The sequence below is a fragment of the Micromonospora sediminicola genome (assembly GCF_900089585.1).
Taxonomy (GTDB): Bacteria; Actinomycetota; Actinomycetes; order Mycobacteriales; family Micromonosporaceae; genus Micromonospora; species Micromonospora sediminicola.
This window is the reverse complement of the sequence record NZ_FLRH01000003.1, coordinates 4,488,694-4,513,724: the sequence shown is the minus strand read 5'-3', so window position 1 is coordinate 4,513,724 and position 25,031 is coordinate 4,488,694. Positions and strand designations below refer to the sequence as shown.

32 protein-coding genes are annotated in these 25,031 nt (G+C 73.4%); 14 read left to right on the top strand and 18 right to left on the bottom strand.

Annotation, left to right across the window (positions count from 1 at the left end; all coding sequences use genetic code 11):
• Positions 1-33: 33 nt before the first annotated feature.
• The 5 genes from GA0070622_RS20855 to GA0070622_RS20835 form a co-directional block, all read right to left on the bottom strand.
• Positions 34-705: a lysophospholipid acyltransferase family protein gene (locus GA0070622_RS20855; RefSeq protein WP_091576454.1), complete on the bottom strand. Its 672-nt coding sequence runs from the start codon at positions 703-705 to the stop codon at positions 34-36.
• Positions 702-1,343 (bottom strand): DJ-1/PfpI family protein, encoded by a 642-nt coding sequence (locus GA0070622_RS20850; RefSeq protein ID WP_091576451.1) that lies wholly within the window; start codon positions 1,341-1,343, stop codon positions 702-704. The genes GA0070622_RS20855 and GA0070622_RS20850 overlap by 4 nt, the downstream gene beginning before the upstream one ends.
• Before the next feature lie 16 nt (positions 1,344-1,359).
• Entirely contained in the window at positions 1,360-2,289 is a 930-nt protein-coding gene (locus GA0070622_RS20845; RefSeq protein ID WP_091576448.1) for a GlxA family transcriptional regulator, read from the bottom strand.
• Between the two features lie 80 nt (positions 2,290-2,369).
• Positions 2,370-2,945: an HD domain-containing protein gene (locus tag GA0070622_RS20840; protein WP_091576445.1), complete on the bottom strand. Its 576-nt coding sequence runs from the start codon at positions 2,943-2,945 to the stop codon at positions 2,370-2,372.
• Positions 2,942-4,069 (bottom strand): helix-turn-helix domain-containing protein, encoded by a 1,128-nt coding sequence (locus GA0070622_RS20835; RefSeq protein WP_091576442.1) that lies wholly within the window; start codon positions 4,067-4,069, stop codon positions 2,942-2,944. Before GA0070622_RS20835 ends, GA0070622_RS20840 begins: the two co-directional genes overlap by 4 nt.
• Positions 4,070-4,472: 403 nt before the next feature.
• On the opposite strand from GA0070622_RS20835, the gene GA0070622_RS33720 reads away from it, so the two are divergent.
• The 3 genes from GA0070622_RS33720 to GA0070622_RS32640 are packed head-to-tail and all read left to right on the top strand — an operon-like array spanning position 4,473 to position 5,037.
• Positions 4,473-4,652 (top strand): hypothetical protein, encoded by a 180-nt coding sequence (locus GA0070622_RS33720; protein WP_245666464.1) that lies wholly within the window; start codon positions 4,473-4,475, stop codon positions 4,650-4,652.
• Positions 4,649-4,867 (top strand): hypothetical protein, encoded by a 219-nt coding sequence (locus GA0070622_RS20825; protein ID WP_091576437.1) that lies wholly within the window; start codon positions 4,649-4,651, stop codon positions 4,865-4,867. The genes GA0070622_RS33720 and GA0070622_RS20825 overlap by 4 nt, the downstream gene beginning before the upstream one ends.
• Positions 4,864-5,037 (top strand): hypothetical protein, encoded by a 174-nt coding sequence (locus GA0070622_RS32640; protein WP_172967801.1) that lies wholly within the window; start codon positions 4,864-4,866, stop codon positions 5,035-5,037. Before GA0070622_RS20825 ends, GA0070622_RS32640 begins: the two co-directional genes overlap by 4 nt.
• Positions 5,038-5,040: 3 nt before the next feature.
• Here the strand turns inward: GA0070622_RS32640 and GA0070622_RS32105 are convergent, their stop codons facing one another.
• The gene (locus GA0070622_RS32105; protein ID WP_141561889.1) at positions 5,041-5,298 is read right to left on the bottom strand and encodes a hypothetical protein; all 258 of its coding nucleotides are present in this window, start codon (positions 5,296-5,298) and stop codon (positions 5,041-5,043) included.
• 122 nt (positions 5,299-5,420) lie between these two features.
• Between GA0070622_RS32105 and GA0070622_RS20820 the strand changes: the two genes are divergently transcribed.
• From GA0070622_RS20820 to GA0070622_RS20810, 3 genes are all read left to right on the top strand, one after another.
• Positions 5,421-6,053 carry a GNAT family N-acetyltransferase gene (locus GA0070622_RS20820; protein WP_091576435.1) on the top strand — a complete coding sequence of 211 codons (633 nt, stop codon included), beginning with the start codon at positions 5,421-5,423 and terminating at the stop codon, positions 6,051-6,053.
• Positions 6,054-6,157: 104 nt separating this feature from the next.
• A complete protein-coding gene (locus GA0070622_RS20815; protein ID WP_218060604.1) occupies positions 6,158-7,396 on the top strand; it encodes a low temperature requirement protein A in 1,239 nt (412 codons plus the stop codon).
• A 17-nt stretch (positions 7,397-7,413) separates the two neighbouring features.
• Positions 7,414-8,019: a class I SAM-dependent DNA methyltransferase gene (locus GA0070622_RS20810; protein ID WP_091576433.1), complete on the top strand. Its 606-nt coding sequence runs from the start codon at positions 7,414-7,416 to the stop codon at positions 8,017-8,019.
• Here GA0070622_RS20810 and GA0070622_RS20805 read toward each other — a convergent pair.
• Both GA0070622_RS20805 and GA0070622_RS20800 read right to left on the bottom strand, forming a co-directional pair.
• Positions 8,009-8,614: a YdeI/OmpD-associated family protein gene (locus tag GA0070622_RS20805; protein WP_091576430.1), complete on the bottom strand. Its 606-nt coding sequence runs from the start codon at positions 8,612-8,614 to the stop codon at positions 8,009-8,011. The genes GA0070622_RS20810 and GA0070622_RS20805 overlap by 11 nt on opposite strands.
• Before the next feature lie 31 nt (positions 8,615-8,645).
• Positions 8,646-9,509, bottom strand: a complete 864-nt coding sequence (locus tag GA0070622_RS20800; RefSeq protein ID WP_091576427.1) for an alpha/beta fold hydrolase — start codon at positions 9,507-9,509, stop codon at positions 8,646-8,648.
• A gap of 96 nt (positions 9,510-9,605) precedes the next feature.
• On the opposite strand from GA0070622_RS20800, the gene GA0070622_RS20795 reads away from it, so the two are divergent.
• Entirely contained in the window at positions 9,606-10,826 is a 1,221-nt protein-coding gene (locus tag GA0070622_RS20795; RefSeq protein ID WP_091576424.1) for an ROK family transcriptional regulator, read from the top strand.
• Positions 10,827-10,844: 18 nt separating this feature from the next.
• Here the strand turns inward: GA0070622_RS20795 and GA0070622_RS20790 are convergent, their stop codons facing one another.
• Together GA0070622_RS20790 and GA0070622_RS20785 are read right to left on the bottom strand one after the other, a co-directional pair.
• Complete coding sequence (locus tag GA0070622_RS20790) at positions 10,845-12,146, bottom strand: low temperature requirement protein A (RefSeq protein ID WP_091576422.1); 1,302 nt, start codon at positions 12,144-12,146, stop codon at positions 10,845-10,847.
• A gap of 39 nt (positions 12,147-12,185) precedes the next feature.
• Positions 12,186-12,851, bottom strand: a complete 666-nt coding sequence (locus GA0070622_RS20785; RefSeq protein ID WP_091576419.1) for an HAD family hydrolase — start codon at positions 12,849-12,851, stop codon at positions 12,186-12,188.
• 130 nt (positions 12,852-12,981) lie between these two features.
• On the opposite strand from GA0070622_RS20785, the gene GA0070622_RS20780 reads away from it, so the two are divergent.
• On the top strand, positions 12,982-13,566 hold the full coding sequence (locus GA0070622_RS20780; protein ID WP_091576416.1) for a carboxymuconolactone decarboxylase family protein: 585 nt from the start codon (positions 12,982-12,984) through the stop codon (positions 13,564-13,566).
• A 29-nt stretch (positions 13,567-13,595) separates the two neighbouring features.
• Here GA0070622_RS20780 and GA0070622_RS20775 read toward each other — a convergent pair whose 3' ends face one another.
• Both GA0070622_RS20775 and GA0070622_RS20770 read right to left on the bottom strand, forming a co-directional pair.
• The gene (locus tag GA0070622_RS20775; RefSeq protein WP_091576414.1) at positions 13,596-14,312 is read right to left on the bottom strand and encodes a hypothetical protein; all 717 of its coding nucleotides are present in this window, start codon (positions 14,310-14,312) and stop codon (positions 13,596-13,598) included.
• 31 nt (positions 14,313-14,343) lie between these two features.
• Complete coding sequence (locus GA0070622_RS20770; RefSeq protein WP_245666462.1) at positions 14,344-15,597, bottom strand: MFS transporter; 1,254 nt, start codon at positions 15,595-15,597, stop codon at positions 14,344-14,346.
• Positions 15,598-15,688: 91 nt separating this feature from the next.
• Here GA0070622_RS20770 and GA0070622_RS20765 point away from each other — a divergent pair, with 91 nt between their 5' ends.
• On the top strand, positions 15,689-16,639 hold the full coding sequence (locus GA0070622_RS20765) for a LysR family transcriptional regulator (RefSeq protein ID WP_176710517.1): 951 nt from the start codon (positions 15,689-15,691) through the stop codon (positions 16,637-16,639).
• On the opposite strand, the gene GA0070622_RS20760 is transcribed toward GA0070622_RS20765, so the two are convergent.
• Positions 16,614-17,519, bottom strand: a complete 906-nt coding sequence (locus tag GA0070622_RS20760) for an aminoglycoside phosphotransferase family protein (protein ID WP_245666460.1) — start codon at positions 17,517-17,519, stop codon at positions 16,614-16,616. The genes GA0070622_RS20765 and GA0070622_RS20760 overlap by 26 nt on opposite strands.
• 76 nt (positions 17,520-17,595) lie before the next feature.
• Here GA0070622_RS20760 and GA0070622_RS20755 point away from each other — a divergent pair, with 76 nt between their 5' ends.
• Positions 17,596-18,546, top strand: coding sequence for a hypothetical protein (locus GA0070622_RS20755; protein ID WP_091576409.1), 951 nt, complete (start codon positions 17,596-17,598; stop codon positions 18,544-18,546).
• Positions 18,547-18,564: 18 nt separating this feature from the next.
• Here the strand turns inward: GA0070622_RS20755 and GA0070622_RS20750 are convergent, their stop codons facing one another.
• On the bottom strand, positions 18,565-19,338 hold the full coding sequence (locus GA0070622_RS20750; protein ID WP_091576407.1) for a class I SAM-dependent methyltransferase: 774 nt from the start codon (positions 19,336-19,338) through the stop codon (positions 18,565-18,567).
• Between the two features lie 42 nt (positions 19,339-19,380).
• On the opposite strand from GA0070622_RS20750, the gene GA0070622_RS20745 reads away from it, so the two are divergent.
• The 3 genes from GA0070622_RS20745 (at position 19,381) to GA0070622_RS20735 (ending at position 21,256) form a co-directional block, all read left to right on the top strand.
• Complete coding sequence (locus GA0070622_RS20745; RefSeq protein ID WP_091576405.1) at positions 19,381-20,019, top strand: class I SAM-dependent DNA methyltransferase; 639 nt, start codon at positions 19,381-19,383, stop codon at positions 20,017-20,019.
• Positions 20,020-20,037: 18 nt separating this feature from the next.
• Positions 20,038-20,682, top strand: coding sequence for a hypothetical protein (locus GA0070622_RS20740; protein WP_141684600.1), 645 nt, complete (start codon positions 20,038-20,040; stop codon positions 20,680-20,682).
• 85 nt (positions 20,683-20,767) lie between these two features.
• Positions 20,768-21,256 (top strand): hypothetical protein, encoded by a 489-nt coding sequence (locus GA0070622_RS20735; RefSeq protein ID WP_091576400.1) that lies wholly within the window; start codon positions 20,768-20,770, stop codon positions 21,254-21,256.
• A gap of 7 nt (positions 21,257-21,263) precedes the next feature.
• On the opposite strand, the gene GA0070622_RS20730 is transcribed toward GA0070622_RS20735, so the two are convergent.
• The 3 genes from GA0070622_RS20730 to GA0070622_RS20720 all read right to left on the bottom strand — a co-directional run bounded on the left by GA0070622_RS20730 (position 21,264) and on the right by GA0070622_RS20720 (position 23,006).
• Positions 21,264-22,352: a winged helix DNA-binding domain-containing protein gene (locus GA0070622_RS20730; protein ID WP_218012348.1), complete on the bottom strand. Its 1,089-nt coding sequence runs from the start codon at positions 22,350-22,352 to the stop codon at positions 21,264-21,266.
• Between the two features lie 62 nt (positions 22,353-22,414).
• Positions 22,415-22,642, bottom strand: a complete 228-nt coding sequence (locus GA0070622_RS20725; RefSeq protein ID WP_141561887.1) for a hypothetical protein — start codon at positions 22,640-22,642, stop codon at positions 22,415-22,417.
• A 40-nt stretch (positions 22,643-22,682) separates the two neighbouring features.
• On the bottom strand, positions 22,683-23,006 hold the full coding sequence (locus tag GA0070622_RS20720; protein ID WP_141561886.1) for a dihydrofolate reductase family protein: 324 nt from the start codon (positions 23,004-23,006) through the stop codon (positions 22,683-22,685).
• An 89-nt stretch (positions 23,007-23,095) separates the two neighbouring features.
• Between GA0070622_RS20720 and GA0070622_RS20715 the strand changes: the two genes are divergently transcribed.
• Positions 23,096-23,296 carry a hypothetical protein gene (locus tag GA0070622_RS20715; protein WP_091576396.1) on the top strand — a complete coding sequence of 67 codons (201 nt, stop codon included), beginning with the start codon at positions 23,096-23,098 and terminating at the stop codon, positions 23,294-23,296.
• Positions 23,297-23,322: 26 nt separating this feature from the next.
• On the opposite strand, the gene GA0070622_RS20710 is transcribed toward GA0070622_RS20715, so the two are convergent.
• Entirely contained in the window at positions 23,323-25,002 is a 1,680-nt protein-coding gene (locus tag GA0070622_RS20710; protein ID WP_091576394.1) for a long-chain-fatty-acid--CoA ligase, read from the bottom strand.
• Between the last annotated feature and the right edge of the window lie 29 nt (positions 25,003-25,031).

Sequence of the window (25,031 nt, the reverse complement as noted above, 5' to 3'; positions counted from 1 at the left end):
GGTCGCTCCTGGCCGGACCGGCGGCGCGGGACGTCACGGCCGGGCGTACCGCGGCACGTACTCCTGGCCGGACAGCTCGGCCACGGCGGCCATGACGGCGTCGGTCGCGATCCGCCGGGACCGCGCGTCGCCGGGATCGCCGCCGAGCACACCGAGGTCGACCGGCTTGCCGAACGTCACCCGGACCCGCGCCGGGCGGGGGAGTGTCCGTCCGGGCGGCAGCACCCGGTCGGTGCCGGACATGGCCACCGGGACGACCGGTGCGCCGGAGCTGAGCGCCAGCCAGGCCACCCCGGTGCGGCCCCGATGGAGGCGGCCGTCCGGGGAGCGGGTGCCCTCCGGATAGATGCAGAGGATCCCGCCTTCCGTCAGCACCCGCAGGCAGGTCTCCAGGGACGCCACGGCGGCGCGCCGGTCGTCCCGGTCGACCGGGACCTGACCGCCGGCGGCCAGGAACCGGGACGTGAGTCGCCCCAGGACGGTGCGTCCGGTGAAGTACTCGGCTTTGGCCATGAACGTCACCGGCCGGGGTACGACGAGTGGCAGGAAGGTCGAGTCCGTGACGGACAGGTGGTTGGAGGCGAGCAGGACCGGCCCGCTCAGCGGAACGTTCTCCACCCCTTCGACCCGCAACCGGACGGCGGCCCGCAGCACCGGGCCGAGCGTCGTCCGGAGGACGGCGTAGCCGCGCCCGTGGCCGCTCATGCCCGCCCCACGATGGCCGAGCGCCGGGCGAGGACCGCCGCGACGACCGCGTCCGGCGCGGTCGCCGGATCGCCGGCCCGGTAGGGCGGCTGCGGCTGGTACTCGTGGGCGAGTTGGATGCCCTGCGCGACCGTGCCACCGGCGATCCGGCCGGCCAGGGCGAAGGCGAGGTCCAAGCCGGCGGAGACGCCGGCGGCGGTGCCGTACTTGCCGTCGAAGACGACCCGCTCGGGCGACGCGACGACGCCGAGCGCGGCCAGGTCGTCGCGGAGCAGCCAGTGCGTGGTGGCGCGACGGCCGGCGAGCAGGCCGGCGGCGGCGAGCAGGAGCGAGCCGCTGCAGACCGAGGCGGTCCACGTGCTGTGCGGGTCGACGGCACGCAGCCAGCGCAGGACCGGGCCGTCGTGCATGTGCGCGTTCTGGCCGGGGCCGCCCGGAACGACGATCACCTCCGGGCGGGTCACGTCGACGAGCGCCGCGTCGGCGTACAGGTGGAGGCTGCCGACGTCGTTGCGGACCGGGCCGGGACGGTCGGCGACGAGGGTGACCCGCGCGCCGGGCAGGTGACTGAGCACGTCGTAGGGGCCGACGACGTCCAGTGCGGTGAAACGGTCGAAGAGCAGGAACGCGATCTGCAAGGAACCCTCCCCGGGGTCAGAAGCGGCGTCGGTACTCGGAGGGCGGAACGCCCAGTGCGCGGACGAAGGCGCGGCGCATGGCCTCGCTCGTCCCGTACCCGGACCGTCCGGCGATCCGGTCGACGCTGTCGTCACCCTCCTCCAGCAGGCGGCGCGCGGTCTCCAGGCGTACCCGGTCGACGTAGCGGCCCGGTGGCTCACCGACCTCGGTGGTGAACGCCCGGGCGAACTGCCGCGGTGACAGGTTGGCCCGTCGCGCCAGCGTCGGGACCCGCAGGTCGGCGTGCGGGTTGTCGGCGATCCACCGCTGCACCTCGCGTAGGCCGGAGCGGCTGGCGACCTGGGCGGACAGCTGGGCGCTGAACTGGGTCTGGTTGCCGGGGCGGCGCAGGAACATCACCAGGTGCCGGGCGATGGCCAGCGCCACGTCGCGGCCGAGGTCCTCCTCGACCAGGGCGAGCGCGAGATCGATGCCGGCGGTCACGCCGGCCGAGGTGGCGATCGGCCCGTCCCGGACGAAGATCGGCTCCGGATCGACCAGGACGTCGGGATACCGCCGGGCCAGCGTGTCGCAGACCCGCCAGTGGGTGGTGGCCCGGCGGCCGGCCAGCAGACCGGCCTCGGCCAGGACCAACGCACCGCTGCACACCGAGACGACGCGTCGCGCCCCCGAGGCGTGCGCCCGGAGCCACCGGACGATCGCCGGATCGGTGTCGCGGGTGCCCTCGCCGCCGGGCACGATCACCGTGTCCGGCGCCGGCACGACCGACAGGTCCGCGTCGGGCACCAGGGTCAGGCCGCTCGACGTGCGGACCGCCGCGCCGCCGGAACTGGCGGTCACCACCCGGTAGGCCGGGCCGGCGCCCGCGAAGACCTCCAACGGGCCGGTCACGTCGAGGCTCTGCACACCCGCGAACAGCAGGATCAGAACGGTACGGCCGGACATGCGACCAGCCTGCGGCCTGGTGTCAACGGCAGCAACGTCGTGGATCCCACCTTCTCTGCCACGGCGTCCCGGTCACGGTCTCACCGCGCGGGCGGGTTCAACCACGCCATCGGACTGCCGGTCAGGGCGGCGTCGGCGAGGCGGTGTGCGGATGCCGTCCTCAGCGCCGCCCGTGAGCTGTCGATCCATCGCTGGACGTCGGCGACGCCCTGGTGCCGGTACTCGACGGCCTGGACGAGGCATTCGAGCTTGTCGGCGTCGCGGGCCACCACCGCCTCGTGGGTCTCGCCGGCCTCGTACTCGGCGACGGCGGCCCGCATCGCCTCGGCGACAGCCGGTGGGCAGTCGGCGACCTGGTCGGCCGTCACGGCGGTGTTGGGCACAGAGGTGAGATAGCGCTTGGCGATGTGCGGCATGTCGGTGATCCGGGTTTCCTGGGTGTCGTGCAGGACGCACAGCATCGACACCCGGCCCGGGTCCGCGCCCTCCATGGCCGCGAGCACCATGCCGATGAGCGCCGTGCGGAACGAGTGTTCGGCAATCGACTCCGGGTGCTTCACACCGGCGAACCACCAGCCGGTCCGGGCCGCGCGCTTGAGCACTCCCGCCTCGAAGATGAAGCTCATCGCTCCAGCAGCGTCCTGGTCGTCGCTCATCTGCCCGTCCTTGTACCGGTGACTCCGTCGGCACGGAGGCTGTAGAGGATAGACGCTAGTTCCTGTCGCGACTGCTTCGATACCTGGTCGCTGTCGAGCAGGAAGGCGCTGCGGTCGGCAAGTGCCTGCCCGGCGACGGGGTCGTCCTGGGGCAGGCGACGCCTCACAGTCAGCAATGCCCAGAGGTTGTGGATGTTGAGATCGACGAACGGGTGACCGATGGCAAGGCGCTCGACCAGGTGCCGGAACAAGATGACTCCTCGCCAGTCGCCGAGCGCAGTGGGCATGAACGAATCGTCACGATGCCGGTACGGACTCTCACCTACCCAATAGGCGGAGTAGTTGAGAGCGGCACGTTCACATGCGTCGTCCGGGTGAGCGCTAGCGATGAAGTGCCGCAACGGTTCCGGATCTCCCTGATTGGCTAGGGAGGTCACCATCGATCGGACGTCGGGCCACTGCGGTGACCAGGTGTGGAAGCGTTGGTACCGCCGCGCCGCCCGGAGTGTGCTGTCGGCGAGCCACGATGCGGATGCGCCAGTGGGGTCCATGCCAGCGAGGAAGCAAGCTTGTCGGTGTAACAGGACATCCGTCTGTCGCCCGGGCGACGAGCGTTCGGCGAGGACGCGAAGGCGCGCGAAGAACGCTGCTCTCTCAGCGACGGACAGGGATGGGGCAGTCGCCACGGGGCCGCGTCGTCGGGGTGTGGGAATGCTCCTGAGGAAGGTGGGCTCCTGCCCTAGGACGCCCCAGAGGATCAGGTCTGTCAGACGGTGCGTCAGGACCGACCAGCCGAGCGGTTCCTCGGCGACGGCGAATGGTGCTGCCTCATCCCTGAGAAGAGCCGCAAGGACGAGGTCCGCCTCGGCGGCATCGTCCAGGGCGGCGAGAAGCTTTGCGTTCGCACCAAGACTCCCGAGCCGTTGGCGAATCGCAACGGCCTGGCCGAACGGTACGGCGGTGAATGGCCTACGTCCCGACTCCCAGCTCTGGACGGTCGCCCGGTCTACGCCCAATTGGGCTGCGAGCTGCTCCTGAGTCAGCGGGATGGATTCCCTGACGAGCTTCAGGAGATAGCCCGTCACCTCGCCGCGATGGGGAGTTGATAAACGCTGGCCTGCCATCTGACATCCCTACGTTGACCGGTGGTCCACGTTTCCCCGTCTGTGGACCGCGCAGGTGGCGTTCCTGGACGGCTCACTCGTACGGCTGGTGAGTCCAGTGATCGATGCCGTGATCGTAGCGTCGCAGTTACCGAACGTTTCAGACCCGGTCCCGCGATTCGGGGCCGGTCGCAGTCCGCTGCTCTTCGGAGGAAACGGCGATGGGGGAGAGGACACCACCATGGAGACGGGTTACCTACGACCAGTATGTGATAGCTGTTGCGCTGACGCTGGCACGACGGCACCGCCCGCGGTGGTCGTGGCCGCGGTGGAAATGGGTCTGCCGATGTGGTGGAGAGTTGCCGTGTCGGAACCGGCACCGCATACCCATCAATCGCCGCCACTGGCCTCGCCAGGAGGACGAGTGAGCGATGAGGACGTGGACCGGATCCTGGCGGTGCACGTACGGGGTCTCGACGGGATGTGCGCGGGGTGTCGGCTGTGGTGGGCGCGGCTCACTCCGTACCCCTGCTGGCAGGTGACGTGGGCGACCAGCCGGCAGGCCCGCGCGAGCGTCGCCCGCTTCCTGGGAGCGGGCGGGTGAGCGCCCACGGGCCGGTGCTGCCGGTCTGGACGTGCGGTGGGTGCGGCGGGCCGTGGCCGTGCGCGACCCGGCGGCGGGAGTTGAAGGCGGAGTACGAGGACGCGCCGATGTCGCTGGCCCTGTACATGGGGGCGCAGTTGGTGCGGGCGACGGCCGACCTGAGCTGGGCGCCCGCCGGGGCGTTGCACCGGCGGTTCCTGGGCTGGCTGCGGTGAGCGTGCTGCGGGCCGGGGACGAGAAGTTCCACTACAGCGACGGTTCGCACCGGTGGATCGCGCCGGGGCCGGACTACGACCAGGCGGTGTGGGACGAGCAGGTCCGCCAGCACAAGCTGGGTCACCTGCGCAACGAGCGACCGAGGGTACGCATCCGCAAGGTCGTGTGAGGTTCAGGCGCCGGCGGAGGTGTCCGAGCCGTACGCGGCGTCGTACATCGTCCCCGCGTTCCCGCCGCCGCCCTGGCCCCGGATCGTGCCCTTGCGGGAGCGCCCGCGCCGGCGGTCCATCTCGGCCATGGCCCGCCGGGCGTCCCGCAGCACGGCATCGCCCGCCGCCGCGCGGGCCGCTCGGCGTCGTCGGACGACGAACGCCACCACAAGAAGCAGCGGTACGCCGCACAGGACGATCCAGAGCCAGGTCGCTGTCACGGTCCACCCCCACCGGCCGTTGCCCGAGTCACCCCAGCATGACCCACCGGCGCCACGCACCGGCGACCCGCCGGCGGGGGATTCCGATCGCGGCGGCGGCGCGGTCGTGCGATCGTTGCCGCATGCCTCAGCCGATCTTGCGTACCGACCGCCTGCTGCTGGTTCCCCTGGCCGACCGGCACCTGGAGCTGGAGGTCCAGCTCGACTCCGACGCCGAGGTGCTCCGCTACCTCTACTCCCGCCCGCGCACCCGGGACGAGGTGGTCGCCTCCCACGCGCGGCGGCGGGGCCTGGCCACCAAGGTGGACGGCCTGGGCTTCTGGATGGCGTTCGGCTCCGACGGCGGCGCGCGCGGCTCGACGGCCCCGGCGGGGGAGGACGACGGTGAGTTCGTCGGGCTCATGATGCTGCCCCCGGCGAACGGCCCCGACCAGCCTGACGACCCCACCGTCGCCGAACTGGGCTACCGGCTGGTGCGCCGGTACTGGCGCCGGGGCCTGGCCAGCGAGGCGTCCCGCGTCCTGCTGCGGCACGCCTTCGACACGGTCGGGCAGCGCCTTGTGATCGCCCAGACGATGACCGTGAACGCCGGCTCCCGAGGGGTCATGGAGGCGGTCGGCATGCGCTACGTGCGCACCTACTTCCCGACCTTCGACGAGCCGGTGCCGGGAGCGGACCAGGGCGAGGTCGAGTACGAGATGACCCGCGAGATGTGGGAGCACGTTTCGGCAGCGCCGCCGCCGGCCACCTCATAGGATCAGGCGGTCGTGCCGCCCAGGTGGGAGACCGCGTGAGTAGTCCGGAAACCTCCGACCTGGCTCCTCGGCTCCGACACGAGCTCCATCACCGGCTGCGGCCGATGACCGGCCGTGACCCCGGCGAGCGGGACCGGTCGACCACGCCGCTGGAACTGCTCTACGACCTGACCTACGTGGTCGCGTTCGGGGCCGCCGCCGACGAGCTCGCGCACCAGATCGGCGAGGGTCACGTCGGCGCGGCCCTGGGCGCGTACGCGTTCGCGATCTTCGCGGTGACGTGGGCGTGGATCAACTTCACCTGGTTCTCCTCCGCGTACGACAACGACGACGCGCTGTTCCGTGGCGCGACGCTCGTGCAGATGCTCGGCGTCGTCGTCCTGATCTTCGGGCTTCCGGTCAGCTTCGAGGCCGCGGCGGATGGGGGCAGCCCCAACAACCTGCTCCTGGTCGTCGGCTACGTCATCATGCGCGTACCCATCATCGGGCTGTGGCTGCGCGCCGCCCGGCAGGACCCGGCGCACCGGCGGATCACCGTCGCGTACGCGGTCACCATCGCCGTGGCGCAGGTCGGCTGGCTGCTGACCGCGATCCTTCCGCTGCCGGTCACCGTGGTCGTCGCCGCGCTGGTGCTGCTGGCGCTCGGCGAGATGGCCCTGCCCGTGGTGCTGGAACGACGGCGGGGCAGCCCGCCCTGGAACGCCGGCCACCTCGCCGAACGGTTCAGCCTGCTCACCCTCATCACGCTCGGTGAGGTGGTCGCCGCCACCACCGCCGCCGTGGCCGCGCTCATCCACGCGCAGGGGTGGAGCCTCGCCGCCGTCGTGATCATCGCGTCCGGTCTGGTGCTCGCCGCGACGCTGTGGTGGGCCTACTTCCTCATCCCCTCCCGGCCCATCCTGGAGCGGTGGCCGGGCCGCACGTTCGCCTGGCGGTACGCCCACCTGCCGATCTTCGGCGCGATCGCCGCCGTGGGCGCCGGGCTGCGGGTCGCCACCGCCGCCGTGGAGGAGGAGAAGATCTCCGTGCTCCAGGTGGCGCTCTCGCTCGCCGGGCCGATGGCGGCCCTGCTCGTCATGATCTTCGTGACCTGGAGCGTGCTGATGCGCTCCTACGACCTGACGCACGTGCCGCTGCTGGTGCTCTCGCTCGTTCCGCTCGCAGCCGCCGTCACCGTGCCGTCGCTGCTGGGCGCCACCGGGCCGATCCACCCGGACGACGGGACGAGCCTGACCGCCCTGGTCGCCGCCATCGCCCTGGTCGCGCTGGCGGGGATCGTCGAGGTGGTCGGGCACGAGACCGTCGGGTTCCGGCACACGATGCGCGCCCTGGACCGGCGCTGACCCTCTATCGTCGTCGGGTGACGACCACGGATCAGGTCCGCGAGGCGTACGCGTCCGTCGCGGACCTCTACATCGAACTGTTCGGCACCAGCGGGCAGGTGCACGCCGACGACCTCGCCTTCATCCGTGCGCATGTGGCCGGGCGGCCCGGTCCGGTGCTCGACGTGGGCTGCGGGCCCGGTCACCTCACCGACCACCTCCGCTCGGCCGGGGCCGACGCCACCGGCCTCGACGTCGTCGGCGAGTTCATCGCCCACGCCCGGGCCACCTACCCGGACGGCAGCTACCTGCTCGGCTCCATGACGGATCTGCCGATCGCCGACCGCCGCCTCGCCGGCGTCCTGTCCTGGGGCTCGGTCATCCACCTGCCACCGGACGACCTCGACGACGTGCTCGCCGAGTTCCGGCGGGTCACGCGCCCGGGCGCGACGATGGTGTTCGGCATCTTCGTCGGCGACGAGGTGGCCGCGTTCGACCACAAGGTCATCACCGCCTTCCGCTGGCCCGTGGACGCGTTCGTCGACCGGCTGGCCCGGGCCGGCTTCGCCGAGGTGGCCCGGCTGCACCGGCCCGCCGACGGCGTCAACCGCCCACACGCGGCCGTCGCGGCGGTCAGGGCGTGACCGGAGGCCTGGCCTTCTGCGGATGGGGCGTCTCGTGGCGGGCCAGCATGGCCACGAACTCGCCGATCTTGCGCGCGCGGGTCTCCGCCCGCTTGACCGCGTTGAGGCGGTGGATGAGCGCGAACCGGTTGGCCTTGGTGAGCACGTCGAACATGGCCTGGGCGGCGGGCACCGCGGCGATCGCGGCCAGCAGGTCGGCCGGCACCTCCGCCTCCGACGGCGGGGCATAGGCGGCGTCCCAGCGGCCGTCCGCCTTCGCGGCCTCCACCGCGGCGCGGCCCGCGGGTGTCATCCGGCCCGCCGCCTCCAACCGGGCCACGTGCGAGACGTTGCGTTGCGACCAGATGCTGCGGGGCCGGCGCGGGGTGAACCGGATCCACGAGGTCTCCTCGTCCCGCTTGCGGGCCTGCCCGTCGATCCAGCCGAAACACAGCGCCTCGTCGACCGCCTGCTGCCAGGTCAACGTCGTGACGGTGCCACCCTTGCGGGTCAGCGCGAGCCAGACACCCGGGGACGTGGCGTGGTGGGCCGACAACCACGCCCGCAGCGCGCCCGCGTCCGCCACGACCAACTCGTCCAGCTCCGCTCCCGCCATGACGGCAGGGTAGCCGCCACCTCCGACGGGATCAGGTGAGGAAGCGGTGCAGCGCCTCGGTCAGGTCGTCCGGGTTCTCCTCGGCTACGTGGTGTCCGGACTCGATCGGGTGACCGCGCAGGTCGTCGGCCCAGGGACGCCAGACGGCCAGCGGATCCCCGTAGAGACGTTCCATGTCGTCGCGGGTCGACCACAGGAACAGGGTCGGACAGCGTACGGAGCGACCGGCCCGCCGGTCGGCCTCCTCGTGCTCCCGGTCCACACCCAGCCCGGCACGGTAGTCCTCCAGCATCGCCCGGACCGTCGCCGGGTCGCGGACGGCCTGGAGGAACTCCCGGTGGTTCTCCGCGCCCATGCTCTCGGGGCGCGCCTTGGCCGCGTACCAGGCGTCCGGATCGGCGGTGATGACCCGCTCCGGGATGTCCGGCTGGGCGAAGAAGAACCAGTGGAACCACTCGCGGGCGAAGGTCGCGTCGCACCTCGCCAGCGCCTCGCTGATCGGCACGCCGTCGAGGACCACCAGGCGGTCGACCGCGTCCGGGTGGTCCAGTGCCAGGCGCAGCGCCACGTAGGCCCCGCGGTCGTGCCCGACCGTGGCGAACCTCGGGTGGCCGAGGAGGTCCATCAGCCGCCGCAGGTCCGCCGCCACCGCCCGCTTGGACTGCTGGGAGTGGTCCGGGCGCAGGTCCGCCTTTCCGGACCGCCCGTAGCCGCGCATGTCCGGGCAGACGACGGCGAACCCCCGCTCCACCAGCCGCGGGGCGACCCGGTGCCAGGTCGCTCCGGTGCGGGGATGGCCGTGGATCAGGAGGACGGGCGGGCCCTGCCCCGCGTGGCGGACCCGCAGCTCCACCTCCCCGACGTCGATCCGCTCGTCGGTGAAGTCGTCGAACATGCACCACAGGTGACCGGCCGGACCACTCGGCAAACGTCCGCGCGCTGGCGGGCCATCTATCCTTGTCGTGCCAGTTGCCATCTGACGGAGTGGTCGATGCTGAACGGTCTGGCCGCGGAGCGACCCGCGACGGGGGACAGCCACCGGCGTAACCTCGCCGCGCTGCTCCGCCGTGTCCACCTGGGCGGCCCGGTCTCGCGCGTCCGGCTGGCCGAGGAGCTGGGCGTCAACCGCAGCACGGTGCTGGCGCTGACCGGCGAACTCGCGGCGGCGGGACTGGTCCGCGAGGGGTCCGCCCCGGCCACCGGGCGGACCGGCCGACCGTCCCTGCTGGTCCGGCCGGCGTCCGACGCCGTGCACGTCCTCGCCTTCGACATCGCGGTGGACCGGCTCGTGGCCGCCCGTGTCGGTCTGGGCGGGGTGGTGTCCGGCCGCCTGGAGGCGACCAGGCCGAGGGCCGGGGCCGACCTCGACTTCGTGGTGTCCGTGCTCGCCGACCTCGGTCGGGCGTTGCAGCACGGCGCGCCACCCGGGTCGGTGTGCGTCGGGGTCGGGGCGTCCTACTGCGGGATGATCCGGCCGGGCGACGGGCTGGTGCGGTACGGGCCGGACCTCGGGTGGGTGGACCAGGCGTTCGGCGCCGAACTGGCCCGGCGGTTGGACCTGGGCCTGCCGGTGCTCGTCGGCAACGAGGCCCACCTCGGCGCGGTCGCCGAACACCAGCGTGGTGCCGGGGTCGGGGTGCGCAACCTGGTCTACCTGCACGGCGACGTCGGTGTCGGCGGCGGGATCATCGTCGGTGGCGACCTGCTCGGCGGGGACGGTGGCTACGGCTCCGAGGTCGGTCACATGCTGGTGAACCCCTACCAGGGTCGGCCCTGCCTCTGCGGTTCCCACGGCTGCCTGGAGGCCGAGGTCGGGGAGCGGGCGCTGCTCGACGCGGCCGGCCGTCCCGCCGACAGCATCGGCCGGGAGGCGGTGCGGGCCGTGGTCGCCGACGCGGCCCGGGGCGACCTCGCCGCCCAGGAAGCGTTGCGGCGCGTCGGCGACTGGCTGGGCATCGGGGTGGCGAACGTGATCAACCTGTTCAACCCCGGGGTGGTGATCTTCGGCGGCACGCTCCGCGAGGTGTTCCAGGGCTCGGCCCCGCACGTGCGCCGCCGGATCCGGGCCAACGTGCTGCCCGTGTCGCGGGACAAGGTCGAGCTGCGGGTGTCGGCTTTCGGTGACGACACCACGCTGATCGGCGCCGCCGAGCTGGGCTTCGCGCCGCTGCTCGCCGATCCGCTCGGAAACCGCACCGCCGTGGCGAGCTGACCCGGGGGCGGCGTGTGTTCACAGCCGGCGGGCCCGCCACCGGTTCAGCTCGGTCTCCATCCGCGTCTGCTCGTCGAGTGCCACCCGGCGGACCTCCCGACGTAGCGTCCGGGTCACCCGGAGCTGGACGGTCACGACCCCGAGAGTGACGCCGGCGAGCAGCGCCAGCGCGGCCAGCTCCGGCACCTGGTACGCCACCGGCACCAGCGCGGCGAGGACCAGGGCCGCTCCCAGCAGCACCCGGTCGAGTCGGCGCAACGCGCGCAGCTCGATCGCCACCAGGGCGAGCGCGAAGAGGATCACCCCGCCGTAGAGCAGGAGCGGATGCAACTGACCGGGTCGTTCCGCACCGGTCGGATGCTCGGCGTGCAGCAGGATGCTCAGCAGCCGTTCGAGGCTGAGGGCGAAGAGGATGATCCCGACGACCAGCGGCAGGTGCAGGTAGCTGTAGACGTCCCGCGCGAGGGGGATCCGGCTCGGCCCGCGTACGCCGTGCAGGCGTTGTTCCACGGCCGCGGCGATCCAGTCGAAGTACAGCCACCAGAGCGCGGCGATCACGACGATGCCCAGCGCCGACGCGACGACCGTCGGCAGACCCACCGGGCGGCCGTACTGCGCCGACGCGCCGATCCCCAGCGCGATCACCGACTCGCCGAGGGCGACGAGCACGATCAGCGCGTGCCGTTCGGCCGCGTGCCCCACCGAGCGCAGTCGCCAGCCCGTTCGGGCGAGCAGCAGTCCGCCCAGGTACTCCAGCACCAGGGCGACGACCCAGAACCCGATCCGCACGTTCTGCACCGCGCCGGCCGCCACGATCCGCTGCGGCACCACCGCCGCCAACAGGACGACCACCGTACTGACCAGCGCCGGCCCGACCAGCAACAGCGCGGACCGGCGCGGTGTGCCCTCCGCCCGCGCGATGGTCCAGAGTGCGGTCGCCTTCAGCCCCCAGGTCATCAGGTACGCCACGGCGAACAGCCACGGGCCGTAGAGACCACCCGGCTCATCGCGGAACGCCACCCCCACGCTGACCGCCAGGAGGAACACCGGCACCATCATGGCGAGCCCGATCAGCGGCATGACGCCCTCGTCGGACCGGACCGCGTTGCCGATCGTGACGAAGCCGGTCCAGCACCACCACAGCAGGACCAGCACGAGCAGCGCCTCCAGCAGCGACTGCGCCGTGAGGTTCTTGCTGGTGAGGGTGGAGACGTTGAAGAACGCGAAGACGAACACCAGGTCGTAGAAGAGCTCCAGGCGGGTTGCTCGGGTGCCGGGCCCACCCCAGCTGATCAGCTGGGACCTGATTATCCTCCCCATACAGGCATTATCTGCACCGAAACAGGGCGGATGGCGCGATCAACGAATCCGCTCGCCCGCCGCGTTGTGCTCGGCCACCAGGTCCGGAAGCTCGGCCAGCGAGCCGATGCGGAACAGGCACCGCTGGGCCACGTCCGGCATGTCGAGGATGTGTCCCCACGGGCCGCGCCGGATCAGGCACGCCGGCATGCCGGCCGCCATGGCCGGGCGGGCGTCGTTGTCGGGCCGGTCGCCGACGTACAGGATGGACGACGCGTCACCGCCGCCCGCCTCGACGACCCGGGTGAAGAACGCCGGTGCCGGCTTGTCCACACCCCACCCGTGCGACGTGCCGATGACGTCCACCGGAAGGCCGAGGGCGCGCAGGCTGGCCTCGGCGTGAGCCGGCTGGTTGCCGGCCAGCCCCAGGTGCAGGCCCTGCTCCGCCAGGGCGGTCAGGCACGCGCGCGCGTCGGGATAGAGATCCTCCTCGCCGAACGTCTCCGGCACGCCGGCGGCCACCCGGCGGTCGAGTTCGGCGGTGAGGTCGAAGTCGGGCCGGAACACGCGGAACACCTCCTGGTAGCCCAGGCCCCGGGCGATCACCGCGCCGAACACCGCCGAGAAGGTGTGCCGGGGCACGCCCAGCCAGTCCGCCCAGTCGGCGAACTCGCGGGACTCGTCCAGGATCGTCCCGCCGACATCGAAGAAGATCGACTTGATCATTCCGTTCCCCCGCCCCGGTCGCGCCGTGGGTGGATCATAGGCGCGGATCGACGCGACCGTCCGGGGCCGGCTCCGCGAATTGTCGTCCATCGGTCTCCGGGTGGCCCAGAAATTCCGGCACACTGCCTCCATGAGTCGCCCGACCTTCCTTCCCGACCCGCCGCCGGGTCCGGCGGTCACCGCCGCCTACGACGAGGACGTCGCCTCCGACGGCTACGTCAACAACCTCACCCGCGTCTGGTGCTGGCGTCCGGACGTGTCCGCGTCGTTCCAGGCCGTCCGCGCCGAGCTGCTGGGCGACTCGGGGCTGTCGGCGCGGGAGGTGGCCGTGCTGGTCGCCGCCACCGCCGCCGCCCGTGGTGACGCCTACTGCGCCCTGGCCTGGGGTGCCCGGCTGGCCGACCTCAGCGACGAGGCGACCGCCGCGGACGTGCTGGGCGGCGCCGACGGCGAGCTGTCCGGCCGGGAGGCCGCCCTGGCCGGATGGGCCCGTCAGGTCGTGCGGGACCCCAACGCCACCACCGAGGACGACGTGCGGGGCCTGCGCGAGGCCGGCCTCAGCGACCGGGAGATCTTCGAGGCGACCACCCTGGTCGCCTTCCGGTTGGCGTTCTCCACGGTCAACGACGCCCTCGGCGCCCGGCCGGACCAGCAGCTCGCGGAGCGGGTGCCCCCGCTCGTGCGGGACGCCGTCACCTTCGGCCGTCCGGTCTAGGACCGTTCCTCCACGAGGGACCTCCCGGGTCAGGCGCGGAGCGAGGCGAGCGCGACATCGACCGCGCCGAGCAACTCCTCCTGGCGGTCGAAGTCGTCGGCGTGGTCCGGGTTGACACCGCACTCCCGTTGCCGGGCCCGCAGCAGGTCGTGGTGGGAGTACGCCGAGACGTGCACCGGGAAGGCGAACGGGTCGAGACCGCACTCGACGAGCACGTCGACGGGGTCACGGTCGTCGGGCCCGACGTGCAGCCAGGTGTCGTACGGCGAGCGCGCGTAGACCCCCGCCGCGAACCCGTCGGTCCACGCGGAGACCAGCGCCGCCAGGCTGGTGGCGGCGCGGACCGGGTTCCGGTCGTCCACCTCGATCTGGTAGCGCCAGATCTCCCCCTCGTGGTCGCCGGCGAGCACGAAGGTGAAGACGATGCGGTCGCAGATGAGCAGCGGCAGCTGATGCCGCCAGGGGAAGGGGACCCCGACCGCCATGGACAGGTAGCCGAGGAGGTTGTCGGCGTTGTCCCAGAGCAGCGGATGACCACCCTCGGGCAGGACCCGCGCATACGGCAGGCCCTCGTGGTGGAACCAGATCGCCTGCTCCGCGATGCGGTCGACGTCGAAGACGCGGCAGAGCGCCTCGACGCCGAGCGCGTCGGCCCGCTCGTCGGTGTCCCACGGGACACCGGCGGCGGTCGCCGCCCTCCGGTAGCGTTCCACCGCGCCACGCAGCACCCGCATGTCGTCGAGCACGACCGACCTCCCCGCACAGTCGCGGCCGACGTTAGCGCGGCGCACCGACAGCTCGCTGCCCCCCGGGTGCGGCGTCGGCCTCGGGCCCGCGCCCCGGTTCCGGTCGGGGCAGCAGGAGCGGGGTGGCGAGCAGCAGGACACCGGAGACGGTGATCGCGGCGAGCGGGCCGACGCGCGTCGCCAGGACGCCCCAGGCCAGCATCAGGACGGCCTGCGTGAGCCGGCTGCTCACACTCCACGCGGTGAGCACCTGGGCGGCGTGGTCGGGGGGAGTTCGGCGCAGCCGTTCGGTGGCGTGGATCGGGTTGAACACGCCCATGCACGTGATCAGCAGAGCCTCGACGACGATCACGGTCAGCAGCCCGGAGACGCCGGGACCGACGAACGCGAGGCCGAGCGGGAAGACCGCTCGCAGCCAGCCGGACACGATCATCACCCGGTGCCGGCCGTGCCGCCGGACCAGGGGCGCGGAGAGACGGGCGCCCACCAGACCGCCGAGCGCCGGGACGCCGAAGGCCAGCCCGTACTGCCAGGCCGGGAGGTGGTAGTCGCCCAGCAGCAGGACGGCCAGCAGCGGCGCGGTGGCCATGATCAGACCGCCGACCAGCACCGAGTTGAGGAACAGGCGCCGCAGGACGCGGTCGTGGCGGATGAACCGCCAGCCCCGGACCAGGTCGGCTCCGGTCAGCCGGGCGCCCGCGGCGCGGGGCGCGGCCACGTCGTCCCCCCGGATCCGGCGGACCGCGAACGCAGACAGCAGATAGCTCAGCGCGTCGGCCGCGACGGTGACGACCGGGCCGAGCAGCCCGACGAGCGCGCCGCCCACCGGCGGGCCGACCGCGGTCGCCACCCAGCTCGTACCCTCGAACCGCGCGTTCGCCACGAGCAGGCGCCCGCCCGGGACGAGGTGCTTCAGGTACGCCCCGGACGCCGCGCCGAACGCGATGCCCGCCGCGCCGCAGGTGACCGCGACGACCAGCAGCTGACCGTAGGTCAACACCCCGAGCAGGTACGCCACCGGCACGCTCGCCGTCGCGACGAATCGGGACAGGTCGGTGGCGACCATCACCGGCCGCTTGGGCCGGTGCGCCACCCACGGCCCGAGCGGGATCGCCACGACCGCCGCGACGGCGAGCCCGGCCGCCTCCAGCAGCGACACCGCGAACGCCGACGAGTGCAGCACCCGCACCGCGAGCAGCGGAAACGCCCCGAACGCGGTCCACGTGCCGTACGTGCTGACCGCGTACGCCGCCCACAGCCAGCCGAAGCCCGATCCGAGTTTCACCGGCGCATCACACCGGCCGCGCGGGCGGCGGATCAAACAACCGGCGATCGGCGAGCCACAACCATCGGTGGGGCGGCCCTAGGGTGGGCCGGTGGACACCGAGGCAGTGCGATCGTTCGTCCGGGCGGCCGAACTCGGGCAGCTGCGCCACGCCGCCGACGAGCTGGGCGTGACCCCGCAGGCGGTCTCCAAGCGCGTCGCCGCCCTGGAACGCGACCTGAGGGTCCGCCTGTTCACCCGTACCGCCCGGGGGGTCGAGCTGACGCTCGACGGCCGGGCGTTCCTCCCGTACGCCCGGGGTGTGGTGGTGAGCGCGGACCGCGCGGTCGCCGCGGTCCGGCCGGGGTCACGGGCCCCGCGCGTGGACGTCCTCGGGCTGCGCAGCGCGCAGGCCGTGGTCCTGCACGACTACTGGCGGTCACATCCCGGCGCCGACGTCGACGTGGTGACCCTCCGCGTCGACGACCCGCGCCGGGTCGCCGCCGCCGTGCAGGCCGGCGACATCGACGCCGCGTTCCGCACCGTCACCGACCCGGCCGCCCTGCCGCCCGACGTCCGGATGGTCCACGCGTTCGACTCCCCGCTGCAACTCCTCGTCGGCCCCCGGCACCCGCTCGCGTCCGCCCGGTCGGTGACCCCGTCGCGACTGCGCGGACACCTCATCCGGGTGCCCGGCATCGTGCCGCGCAGCGAGTGGTCGGAGTTCTACGACCAGCTCGTCACCGCGTTCGACCTGCGCGTCGACGCGACCGGCCCGAACTTCGGCGACGAGGTCCTCCTCGACGCCATCGCCGGCTCCGCCGACGTGGCCACCCTGGTGGGCGCACGCGACCGCTACGTCTGGCCGGCGGGCCACGACCTGCGTCGCATCCCGCTCGTGGACCCGACGCCGGCGTACCCGATCTCGCTCCTGCTGCCCCGGACCAACCCGCACCCGGGGCTGCGGGCGATCCTCGACCACGTCGCGGCGCTGCCGCCGGTGCCCGAGCCGGCGTGGCGACCCGCCTGGCCCCGGCTCAGCCCGGCGGCGGGTCGGCGGTGATCCGCTCCAGCGTGCGCCGGCCCGTCCGGCTCATCACCGGGTTGGACTCCCGGTAGTACCAGACCAGCCCCATCGCCTGGGCGAACGCCCACGCCCGGCCCCGTTCCCACGCCAGGTCGTCGCAGCCGAGACGCCGCCGCAGCGCCCGGCGCGGCCCGGCCCCGAGCAGGTGCCAGGCGCCGACCAGGTCGAGCGCCGGATCAGCCGGCCCCAGCCCGCCCACGTCCAGCACCCCGGCCAGCCGCCCGTCGGTGACGAGGACGTTGCCGGGGATCAGGTCGCCGTGGGTCATCCGGTCCGGCGTGTCACCCCGGGGCAGCTCCCGCATCGCCGCCCAGAACCGCCGCAGCAGCGGCACGTCCAGCAACGACTCGCTGTGCCGGAAGCAGGTCTCCATCCACTCGTCGTGCGTGGGCAGGTCACCGCCCCGGCCCGGGCCGTCGAACGTGCGCCCCCGGGTGTCGATGGCCCGGACGCCGTCGACGAACTCGGCCAGGTCGTCGGCGAAGGCGTACGAGTCACCCGGGTCCCGGTCGGTCCCCACCACGCCGGGCAGCCAGGTCTGGACCGACCAGGGCAGCGGATAGCCGGCGCCGGGCGCGCCGAGCGCGACCGGCTCCGGGGTGGGGAAGCGGGTACGCCCCAGCAGCTCCCGGGCCGCGTCCGCCTCGCGTTCCAGCCAGCGCCGCGCGACCTCGGGCTCCTGCGGTTGCAGCGGGAGCCGGACGGCGAGGCCCTCACCCAGGCGGAAGACGGCGTTGACCGTGCCCTCCGAGGCCACCGGGCGGACGGGCAGGTCCCGCCACGCGGGGAACTGTGCGTCGACCAGCCCACGCACGGTGGCAGGGGTGACGGTGAGCTGTCCCTCGTGCATCGGCATGCCGGGCAGCCTGTCCGTCGCGGCGGACGCCCGCAACAGGATTGTCCGTCGTACCCGCTCTCTATGATCGTCGACCGTGACCCGCACCACGCCGCCGCGCCCTGTCGACGTCGCGGCCCTCTTCCCCGAGCTGACCGCCCACTCGACCACGGCCACCCGGCTGCACCCCCGCCCGGGCCGCCCGACGGTCGCCGACAGTTCGGTCGGCGGGCCGCTGCTCTGGCCGGCGCACGAGGCGTGGCCGGTCTGCGACGACGGCGACGCGCACTACGTCTTCCAGCTCCGGACCCCGGCGTCGGTGCACCGCGACCGGGCGATCCTCGCCGCCGACGAGGTGACCGACGAGCAGCGGGCGCAGCTGTCGCCCCTGGGCTTCTCCGAGCCCCACCACCTGGTGGACCAGCCGATACCGATGGTCCCGGTGGCCCAACTGCACCGTCGGGACGTCCCCGACTTCGTCGGGCCCGACGACACGGACGTGATGCAGGTCCTGTGGTGCCCGCTGGACCACCCCGAGCTGGGATACAGCCCCAAGGTACGGCTGTTCTGGCGGCGCGCCGACGACGTGACCGAGCCGGTGGCGACCGCCCCCGAACCACCAGTGGTCAACGACTCCTACCTGCCCGCGTCCTGCGTGCTGCATCCGGAGCGGATCCGCGAATACCAGTACGGCGGGCTGCTGCCCGATGACCTGGACGCCCGGATCAGGGACTGGGAGGACGAGGACGAGGACACCTACCAGGTGGACCTGTCACTGGCCCCGGGTTGGAAGGTCGGCGGCTTCGCGAACTGGTCGCTGACCGACCCCCACCCGGTGGACTGCGCCGAGTGCGGCACCCCGATGACGCTGCTGTTCACCGCCGACTCCTCCGAGTGGCACGGGACGGACGGCAGTTGGCGGCCGGTGGAGGACCCGCCCGGAGCGTCCGCAGCGCCGACGGAGGTGACGATCGGGCGGGGCTACTCTCTCTACGTGTTCCGCTGCCCCACGTCCTTCGACCACCCGGCCGCCACCACCATCCAGTGACCGGCAGCCGGGGGCAGGTCAGGACGAGGCGTCCGGCCGCCGGCGGGCGAGGTGGACGGTGACGTCGGTGGTGACCTCGACCGTGTCGGGCAGCACCTCCCGGATCCGCCGGAAGACCTGCTCCCGCCGATCCGCCGACAGTTCCAGGTAGGCCGAGACGGTCGACAACAGAGCGACGTAGTCGTCCGCGCCCATCGTGACGCGGCGCTCGATCTCGGACTGCCGGACGTCGGTGAACCGGGCATCCCGGCGCAGCTCGGTGCCCGGCCACCGCATGGCGTGCGTCTCCGGCGTCCCGTCCGGGGAGGGGATCTCGTCGCTGTCGAGGAACGGCGCCCGGGCCCGCCGCACCGACGCCTCCACCGCCGGGTCGCGCAACCGCAGCGGCCCACCGAACGAGGCGAACACGCCGCCGGGAGTCAGGAGCGCGGCCACCCGGTCCCACCGGCCCTGGGGGCGCGTCCAGTGCAGCGCCGCCGCCACGTAGACCAGGTCGTAGGCCACGTCCGTCGGCAGCTCCTCGAACGCGGCTTGCACGGTCCGCACCTGCGCCGGCACGTGCGCGCGCAGCTCGGCGAGCATGGCGGCGTCCGGTTCGGTGGCGGTGACCGTGAGGCCCGACCGGGCGAACAGGCGCGTCGCCTTGCCGGTCCCGGCGCCGATCTCCAGCGCGGTCCGCAGCGGACGGTCCGCGTACGCCAGCACCAGGTCGGCGAGGGCCGGCGGATATCCGGGGCGGAACCGCTCGTACGCCCGCGCCGCCGCCCCGAAGCTGAGTGCGCGCTCGGACATGCCGAGCATCCTCACACGCGGCGGGGGCTATCGTGTGCGGACATGGGCGCTGCCAGCTGGCTCGACGACACCCGCACCTCCTACGACACGGTGGCGACCAGCTACGCGGATCTGCTGCGCGACGCCCTCGCCGGGGAACCGTTCCAGCGCGGAATTCTCGGGTTGTTCGCCGAACTGGTGCGGGCGCAGGGGAGCGGGCCGGTCGCCGACATGGGCTGCGGACCGGGCCGGATCACCGCCCACCTGCACGGCCTCGGGCTGGACGCGTTCGGCGTCGACCTGTCACCCGCGATGATCGAGGTCGCCCGGCGGGACCACCCGAACCTGCGCTTCGAGGTGGGCTCGATGACCCGACTCGACCTCGCCGACGCGTCGCTGACCGGTCTGCTCGCCTGGTTCTCGCTGATCCACGTGCCGGACGAGGACGTGCCCGGGGTGCTCGCCGGGTTCCACCGGGCGCTGCGGCCCGGCGGGGTGGTCCTGCTCGGCTTCTTCGCCGGCGAGGGCAGCCGGCTCAAGACCCAGGGGTACGGCGGACACCCGATGCGCGTCCACGTGCACCGCCGCCCGCCGCAGCGGGTCGCGGGCTGGCTGGACGCCGCCGGCTTCACCGTCGACGCCGAGATGACCCACCGTCCCGCCCCGGATGTCGAGGGCGGGTTCGTGTTCGCCCACCGCTGAGGGCGGTAGCGTGCCGTGGTGCTCGACTACTACCAGCTTCTGGCTCCGGCTGACGGCGTACCGCTCGGACTGCTGGTCGAGGAGTTCGAGCTGGCCGACGACCTCTCCGCGACGCGACTGCGCAGCGCCGGCTGGACGCCGTCGGACGGCGGCTGGTGGAGTTCCCGCGCCTTCGCCCGCGCGCTGCGCGCCCGGCCGGACGTCCGCGCCCGGGTCCGCGCGGTGACCCGCACGGCCGCCGAGGATACGTATGCCCGGCTCGGCGGCGGGGCGCTGCCGTACGAGGACACGCTGCGCGACCGGTTCCGCGACGACCTCACGCTGGCGGTCGCGGAACCGCTGCGGCTGGGCACCGGCCCGGCCGTGCACCGGGTGCTGTTCGCCGGCGACCTCGACGCCGGACGGCTGGCCGGCCTGGTGGCGTCGCTCCCGGCCGATGGGAGCGACGAACCCGGGCCGGCCGGGCCCGGCGTGGTAGCCACCGGGCGGGCAGCCGACACCGCGCGCTGGGAGGTGCGGCGCGTCGGCGGCGGAGTGGCGTGGTGCGTCGACGTGACGGCCGAGCGGAGGAGCGGCGCGCACCTGCGGACGCTGCTGGAAGCGGTCACCACCGCGGCACGCCGGCACGGCCTGATCCCGGCGACGATCGAGCGCCTCGGCTGAGCGTCCCGTCCGGCGGTGACGCGCTGGGTCGGCGCACCGGATGCCCACCGGCGCGTCGCGGAGCGGCTGGTAGGTTCCCGCGTCGATGGCACGACGATTCGGTACCCGGAGCACCTTCGCCGTGGAGATCGGCGAGGCGCTCTCGCCAGCCCTTCGCGTCGTCGACCTGTGGGCGGCGGACACGCTGTTGACCACCGACGACAACGTGGCGTTCGTGCCGGCGTTCCGCCGTCTGCTGCGCGACACGGCGGAGCAGGTACGCCGACGCGCGATCCCGCCGTGCCCGTTCCCGGGGCGCCCGGCCGAGGAGGTCTTCCGCCTGCTCGCGGCCGATCAGACGGAGTTCCGCGAACGGTACTGGTTCCTGCGGTGGGGTGAGACGGTCGACAACCTGTCGAGCTACGCCTACCTCGACGACGCTCTGGTGCTCGTCTTCGCGTTCTGGCGATCCGACCCCGCCGGACGCGAGGACCGGGGTCGGGTCTTCTCCGCCACCATCTGCCCGGACGAGTTCACCGCCACCCTCGACGCAGCGGTCGACCTGCTGGAGGCGAAGACGGCCGGACGCCGCTGACCGCCGGTCAGCCGCCGAAGTCCACGCCCGCGAGGGACACCGACCGGTGGGCCGCCAGGCGTTCGGCCTGCTCGACGACGGCGCGGCGCCGGCTCTCGGACAGCTTCTGCCAGGGCTCGACGGACACCCGGAACGTGCGGCCCGACTTGCGGGGGCGCCAGGTGCCGACCAGCTCGCCGTCGACCAGGACGGCGCCGGGGCGGCCCAGCACCGGCCACAACTCCTTGGCCCGCGCCGCGTCCGGCGCCACTGTCGCCCGGTCCTTGGCCTGGAGAAACAGGTCGAACGGCCCGAGCAGCCGGGTCGCGGCCACGTCGGTCGAGGTCAGCGCCGCCTCGTCGGCGGCGAGGAGCCACCGCTTCTCACCGTCGACAGTCACCTCGACCGCGTCCTGCGGCCAGCGTGCCTTCACGTCCTTGACCGGGGCGTCGAGGTAGTCGGCCACGTGCTTGGGCGTGGCCGGCCCCAGCAGCCGCAGATAGGCGCGGACGAGGTCGAACCGCTCGCCCGGGTCGCGGGGCGTGAGGTCGGGGATGCGTTGCAGGACCGGCGGGGACGTGTCCAGCCGCAGCTCCAGCCCGGCCCGCACGGCGGCCAGCCGAAACGGCATCTCGTAGAGGTGGGTCGCGTCGCACGGGCGGCAGAAGCGCAGGTAGGGCTCGGGCAGCAGCTCGGCCAGCCGGCCGGAGACCTCGCCCTTCACGGTCGGCGCGGTCACGACCTCCCGCATCCGCGCGGCCACCTCGTCGAGCGCGGCCAGGTTGCCGACGCCGGCCGCCTTCAGCGGCTTGGACGCGTCGTAGATGCGCTTGCCCGCGTCGGCGTCCGAGAACGGCTCGACGGCCGACGCCACCGCGCCGACGTCGGCGCGGCGGTAGAGGTGGGGAGCGCCGCGAACCGCCCACAGCAGCACCAGGTCGTCGGCCGACAGGGCGCTCACATCGACCCCGCGCAGGGCCAGCGCCCACCGGCCGCCGTCGGGACCGGTGTCCTGCACGCCGAGGTCGAGCACGGCGGTGTCGGCGAGCGCGCCCCGCTCCCGGTCGAGCTGCTGGGCACGGACGCGGAAACTCATCACCTGACGCCGGTCGACCACCGGACCAGCCTAGGCGGCGACACCGACACTTTCCGCGCGTCGCGGCCGGCGCGCTGCCGCCGTCAGCGCGCGTCGCGCGGCACGGATGCCGGGCGGGCCGCCCGGCCGCCGTCACCCGACCGCTTGAGCAGGAACACCCCGCCGGCGAGGAACACGGCGCTGAGCACGATGCCGACGAGATTGCCGTCGGCCAGGCTGGAGAAGGCGCCGAGGATGCCCAGGATGACGGCCACCCCACCGACGAGCCGCATGACGTAGCGGCCGACGGAACGAGCTCGAGAATCCACCATGGACGATCGGCTACCCGCCGCGTCGCTGCCGCAAACGCTGTCACCGGGCCCGTCGTAGCACCGTCAGCACGGTCGGGCCGACCGGCTCGACCAGCGTGAACCGGAAGTCGCCGGGGATGCCGGTGGCGAACAGCCGCTCGCCCGCCCCGGCGACGGTCGGGAAGGTGATGAGCCGGTACTCGTCCACCAGATCGGCCCGGGCCAGCGCGTGCACCAGGCTCAGGCTGCCGATCACCACGACGTCCCGCCGCGTGCGCTCCTCGCCGGCCCAGGCCACCGCGTCGCCGGGGATCGCCGCCGAGTTCGACCACGCGGTCACGTCGACGCCGGTCCGGGTCGCCACCCGCTTGGGCGTCGCGTTCATCAGCCGGGCCCGGTCGCCGTCGCGGCCCGGCCAGAGGCGCGCGAAGTGGTCCAGGTCCGCCGCCGGCGGCGCTCGGGCAGGATGGCGGCGTGGACTCCTGGGAGACGATCGACGAGCACATCGTGCAGCAGCGGATCATCCTCGCCGTGCGGGCGATCCGGGAGGCCGAGCGCTGCGGCATCCCGCAGGCACTCGACCTCTACCACGAGCGGTACGCCCACCTACGCCGGACCAGAGCGAACGACTTCACGGTGCCGGAGGAACGGTACTGGGACGGCGTGTACACCTGACCGCCGTTCGCGGGGAGCGCGCCGGGTCAGCCGTCGCTGCGGAGCTGGTCGCGGACCGCGCGGCGCAGGATCTTGCCGATCTGCGAGCGGGGCAGGTCCTCCACCACCACGACCCGGCGGGGCACCTTGTACCCGGCCAGGTGGGTGCGGCAGGCGGTCCGGATCGCCTCCGGGGTGCCGCCGACGGCGGCGTCGAGCACCACCGCCGCGACGACCTCCTCGCCGTCGTCGGTGGGCAGACCCACGGCGGCGGCCTCGCGGACGCCGGGGATGCGGCGCAACGCCTCCTCCACCTCCGACGGGTAGACGTTGAAGCCGCCGGTGATGATCAGTTCCTTGATCCGGTCGACCACGGTGACGAAGCCGTCGGCGTCCATGGTGACGATGTCGCCGGTGCGCAGCCACCCGCCGGGCAGCAGCACCTTCGCCGTCTCCTCGGGCCGGTTCCAGTAGCCGGCGAACACCTGCGGACCCCGGACCAGCAGCTCCCCGGCCTCACCGGGGGCGCGGTCGCGGTCCAGGTCCTCGGGGTCGACGATGCGGACGTCGGTGGAGGGGAACGGCACCCCGACCGTGCCCGGCCGGCGGGTCGGCGCGACCGGGTTGCCCAGCGTGATCGGGGACGTCTCGGTCATCCCGTAGCCCTCGACCAGCAGGCCGCCGGTCACCTGCTCCCACAGGTCCACCGTGGCCGGTGGCAGCGCCATCGCGCCGGAGATGGCGTACCGGATCGAGGTGAGGTCGACGCCGCGCTCGCGGGCGGCGGTGGCCAGCCGCGCGTAGACCGGCGGTACGGCGGGCAGGAACGTCGGCGGGCGTCGGCGGGTCGCGTCGAGCACCTGGTCGGCGTCGAAGCGGGGGAACAGCACCAGTGTCGCCCCGATGCCGACGGCGAAGGTGAGGCAGAGCGTCAGGCCGTAGGCGTGGAACAGGGGCAGGACCGCGTAGACGGTCTCCGCGCCGTCGCGCAGGCCGGGCACCCAGGCCCGGCCCTGCGCGGCGTTGGCGCGCAGGTTGCGGTGGGTCAGCACGGCGCCCTTGGGCACGCCGGTGGTTCCACCGGTGTACTGGAGCAGCGCCACGTCGCCGGCCTCCGGACCGGGGTGCGCGGACGGCAGCGGCCCGGCGGCGGCGACCAGCTCCGACCAGGCCGCCGCGCCGGGCGCGGGGGCGGTCATCGCCGCGCGGGCGGCGCGGACCTTGGGCAGCGGCAGCCGCAGCGCCCACCGCTTGAGCCGGGGCAGCGCCGAGGTCAGGTCGACCGCGACGACGGTACGCACGGAGCCCCGTCCCGCCACCAGTGGCGCGACCTTGTCCCAGACGACCGCCACCCGGGCGCCGTGGTCGGTGAGTTGCCGGTCCAGCTCGTCGGCGGTGTAGAGCGGGTTGTGCTCGACGACCACCGCGCCCAGGCGCAGCACCGCGTAGAACGCGACCACGTGCTGCGGGCAGTTCGGCAGGACCAGGGCGACCCGGTCACCGGGCCCGACGCCGAGCCGGCGCAGCGCCTCGGCGGCACGGGCGACCTGGTCGGCCAGTTCGGTGAAGGTGGTGGTGGCGCCGTAGAAGTCCAGCGCCACCCGGGGCCCGAAGCGCCGGGCCGCGTCGGTGAGCAGGTCGACCAGCGAGCCGTCCGGCTCCGGGACCTCGGCCGGCACCCCCGGCGCGTAGCTGCGGGTCCAGGGTCGCCGGTCGGTCGCGTCCATCGCCGTCTCTCCTCGCTGCGCGGATGACC